4 protein-coding genes are annotated in these 4,011 nt (G+C 67.4%); 1 reads left to right on the top strand and 3 read right to left on the bottom strand.

What is annotated here, in order from left to right; all coding sequences use genetic code 11:
* On the bottom strand, positions 1-1,164 hold a 1,164-nt coding region (locus tag AC5RTT_RS19955; protein WP_494146618.1), incomplete at its 3' end, for a DEAD/DEAH box helicase.
* 56 nt (positions 1,165-1,220) lie between these two features.
* Positions 1,221-2,765: an FAD-dependent oxidoreductase gene (locus tag AC5RTT_RS19950; RefSeq protein WP_494146617.1), complete on the bottom strand. Its 1,545-nt coding sequence runs from the start codon at positions 2,763-2,765 to the stop codon at positions 1,221-1,223.
* Between the two features lie 188 nt (positions 2,766-2,953).
* Between AC5RTT_RS19950 and AC5RTT_RS19945 the strand changes: the two genes are divergently transcribed.
* Complete coding sequence (locus tag AC5RTT_RS19945; protein ID WP_494010986.1) at positions 2,954-3,415, top strand: DUF4383 domain-containing protein; 462 nt, start codon at positions 2,954-2,956, stop codon at positions 3,413-3,415.
* A gap of 114 nt (positions 3,416-3,529) precedes the next feature.
* Here the strand turns inward: AC5RTT_RS19945 and AC5RTT_RS19940 are convergent.
* Positions 3,530-4,011, bottom strand: a 482-nt coding sequence (locus AC5RTT_RS19940) for a DUF4232 domain-containing protein (protein WP_494146616.1), incomplete at its 5' end; no start/stop codon positions are given.

The raw sequence follows: 4,011 nt of genomic DNA, 5'->3' as shown, positions 1-4,011 counted from the left end.
CCTGGTCACCAGTCCGCCCGCGGCGTAGAACCAGTTGCCGGGCTTGCTGAAGGCCCGGATCCGAAGGAACACCTCACCGGCCCAGGGATCGTCCCAGCCACCGCCGGCCGCCACCAGCTGCCGTTCGGCGTAGATCTCGTTGAGGCGGGCAGTCAGCCGTTCGGACAGGCGGCGGGAGTTGGCGAACACGATGGTCGACTGGTTGGCCAGCACCAGGTCAACGATTTTCTCCTCCACGTGCGGCCAGATGGAGGCCTGCGGCTGGAGCCCGGAGGCCGGGCCGGAATCGAAAGCCCCGGCAGCGCCCTGGAGATCGGACATGTCCTCCACCGGCACGGACACCGTAAGGTCCCAGTTCTTCTTCGCGGGCGGGGCCACGATTTCCACAGGCGCCGAACCGGCCAGGAACTGGGCCACCAGCTCCCGGGGCTCCACCGTGGCCGAGAGCCCAATCCGCTGGGCAGGCTTGGGCAGCAGGGCATCGAGCCGTTCGAGCGACACGGCAAGGTGTGCGCCGCGTTTGGTTCCCGCCACCGCATGGACCTCGTCGATGATGATGGTGTCCACCTCGGTGAGGGTTTCCCGGGCCCTGGAGGTGAGCATCAGGAACAGCGACTCCGGGGTGGTGATGAGGATGTCCGGCGGGTTGCTCAGCAACGCACGCCGGTCCGCCGCGGTGGTGTCCCCGGACCTGACGCCCACGGTGATCAGGGGCGCCGGAAGATCCAGGCGCTTCGCGGTCTGGGTGATGCCGATCAGCGGGGAACGCAGATTCCGCTCGACGTCGACGCCCAGGGCTTTCAGCGGCGAGATGTAGAGGACGCGGGTCTTGCGCTTCGGGGCCCGGAGCGTCCTGCCCTTCTCCGGGCGCTTGGACGCAGCCGGCGCCGCATCCTCGACCACCGGCAGCTCCGGGGCGGCAGTGGCGGAGCTGAGCAGCCGGTCCAGGGCCCAGAGGAAAGCGGCGAGGGTCTTGCCGGAACCGGTGGGCGCCACCACCAGGGCATGCGAACCGGAGGAGATGGCGTTCCAGGCCCCGGCCTGGGCAGGGGTTGGTTCGGAGAAAGCACCCAGGAACCAGTCGCGGGTTGCCCTGCTGAACCGGGCCATGGGCGCAGCGTCGGCTGGACGCCTGCCGCCCCGGGAACGCTTTTCCTGGTTCATGCCTCCATCATGCCCCAGGCCCCCGACAGGACCGCCGGCGCCCGCGGAACCAGGGCTCAAACCTTCTTGTCCTGCGGCAGGTCCCTGGTGGCCGGGCCTTCCAGCAACGTTCCATCGCTGGTGAACCGGGAGCCGTGCAGGGGGCAGTCCCAGGTCCTTTCGTTGTCGTTCCAATGCACGATGCCGCCCAGGTGGGTGCAGACGGCCGACAGCTTGCAGGTGGTCCCGTCAACTGTGGAGACGGCCACCGGGCGGGTCCCTTCGCGGTACACCTGGCCCTCGCCTTCGGCCGGAACAACGGGCGCGGCCGCCGGAAGGTCCTTGTCCCGTTTCAGTACCCTTGTGCCTTCCGTCTTCAAGCCCTCCGCCGCCAGCTGCCCCCACCCGGAGGCGAGCTTGGCTGCCACGCCAGCGTTGAGGGCGACGGCGGAGAACGCCCCGGACGGGGACGTGACCCGGTGGTGGATCGTGTCCGCCCAGGACACATTGCCGCCCAGGATGTCGGCGGAAATCGCCAGCGCGGCGGCGACGGAGTTGGTCATGCCCCACTTGTTGTACCCGGTCCCGAAGTAGACATGCCCCCTGCCGCGGGGAAGCTTGCCGAAGAACGGCATCAGGTTGGTGGCCATGTAGTCCTGCGCGGACCAGGCGTGCGTGGTCCTTGCGCCCGGATAGTGCTGCCGTGTCCAGTCGAGCAGCCCTTGCAGATGCTCCTTTTCGGACTGCGCCCGGCCCACCTGGTGGCCGTGGCCGCCCACCAGGAGGAGCCTGCGGCCATCGTGTTCGTAATCGCGCAGCGAATGCGTGGGCTGCTCCACCGAGATGTACATCCCGGCAGGCGGCTCCTGCCCCTCCTGCAGTTCAAGGGCTGCGGCGTAGGACCGGCTGGGCTTCAGCTTGGCGAAGTACAGGCCGCGGTCCAGGACCGGGATGCCGGTGGCGAGCACCACCCTGTCCGCCCGCACGCTGCCCCGGCTGGTCCTCACCACTGACGGAAGGTCCCCGGCGACGTCCCGCAGTCGCACGCCGCCCACAACCGTGCCGCCCCGGCCACGGATGTCCGCCACCAGCGTGTCCACCACCTCCATGGGATGGATCTGCGCCTGGTCGGGGAGGCGGACGGCGCCGTGCACGGCGAACGGCAGGCCGGCGTCGCGCACGTATTCCATGGCGAGCCCCGCCGTGGTTCCGGCGCTTACCTCCTCGCGCAGCTTTTCCGTCCCCTGCGCAGTTGCCGCATAGGTGTAGGCGTCGCGGCGCTGGTACGGTACGCCATGGTCGTCGAGGTAGCGCAGCAGCCAGGCCTGGCCTTCACGGTTGCCGTCAACGTAGGCCTGCACCTGCTTTTGGGAGTACTGGCGGGCAAGCTGGGACAGGAAGGTGCCCTGCAGCAGGGTTACCTTGGCCGTGGTGTTGCCGGTGGTGACGGCGCCTGGATGCCGCGCCTCGAGAACCAGGACCTTTTGGCCGGAGCGGGCCAGCAGCAGCGCGGTGACCAGGCCGGTCAGTCCTGCACCGGCCACCACCGTGTCGTACTTGGTGTCGGGCTCGAACGGATCGGAAGTGAAAGCCGCGCTGCGGTCCAACCAAATCGACGTCATGCCAATTCAACCTGCCTCCGGTCTCAGTGGCCTGGTGGGGCCAGTTTGTAATGGGTCCGTTATAGACCTGACCTATCGGTTCCGCAGTTGCTAAGTATACTTACTTTGTCGGGGTAGTCTATGGTCAGGCGCAGCCCGGCAGCCATGGAAAACGAAAACGACAAACAGCAGGAGAAATCATGACAAGCATGAGTTCCGACGGTCGTACCGTAGGCCGGACCAACATTCAAAAAGCAGCCCTCGCCGTGGGAGCGGTCTTCCTCCTGGTGGGCGTGCTCGGCTTCATTCCTGGCATCACCGCCAACTACGAGACCATGGGCTTCGCCGGGCACGAGTCCCAGGCGCTGCTGCTGGGCCTCTTCCAGGTTTCTGTGCTGCACAACATCGTCCATCTGCTGTTCGGCGCCGCCGGTATCGCTATGGCCCGCAGTGCCGCTCAGTCCAAGAACTACCTGATAATAGGTGGCGCCATCTACCTGGTCCTCTGGCTATACGGCCTGCTGATCGGTCTGGAGACGCCGGTCAACTTCATCCCTGTGAACATGGCGGCCAACTGGCTGCACTTTGTCCTTGGTGTTGGCATGCTTGGCCTGGGCTTTGCTCTCTCTCGCGGTACTGCCCGCGCCGGCCGCCCCACGACGGCCCACTAACAGGTACTGAAACACAACCGCGCAGCCACAGGTTCGCGGTACTTACAAGAAACTGCAGGCGGCCCGGCACATGCCGGACCGCCTGCAGTCGTCTGTAGGGAAGCCTCGGCGGAGCTACGCCGGCTGGAACGCCCCGATGCTGAGCAGCGTGATGCCGGCGTTGCTGCATGCCTTGGTGGGCTGGGGCACAAACAGCGAGGCAGTGTCCTCCGGCGGGTAGATGCGGTAGCCGGCGGCGTCCACCATGGCGCAGTCCATGTAGTTTCCGGCCTGGGTGTAGCGCAGGACGGCCGTGCCGGTCTGGCCGGGTGCCAGGAGGACGTCCGTGACAGGTGTTGAATCCTCACGGCTGGCCGGCGCTCCGATGGGCTCCCCGGCGTTGTCCGCCGCCAGGGACACTCCCGCGTAGCCCTTGAGCAGGCAGGGCTCCGTGCCGCTGTTGGTGAGGTTTAGTTTCATATAGACGCTGCCCGCAGCGCCCCCGCCGGATGCATCGGTGGCCGCGGTCAGCCCCGCGGCCTTGCACAGGCCCGGTGCCGCAGGAGCGGCCGTTGCCGGAGTGGTGGCCGTCGGAGCGGCGGAGGACGGCGGAGCGG

It is taken from the genome of Arthrobacter sp. Y3221157 (genome assembly GCF_059089865.1).
The sequence above is the reverse complement of the archived record's forward strand: the minus strand, read 5'-3'. Positions and strand labels throughout refer to the sequence as shown.

Excerpts from the sequence above, each read along its gene's own strand:
- AC5RTT_RS19950 (WP_494146617.1), bottom strand. The coding sequence starts at position 2,765 with ATGACGTCGATTTGGTTGGACCGCAGCGCGGCTTTCACTTCCGATCCG.
- AC5RTT_RS19945 (WP_494010986.1), top strand. The coding sequence starts at position 2,954 with ATGAGTTCCGACGGTCGTACCGTAGGCCGGACCAACATTCAAAAAGCA.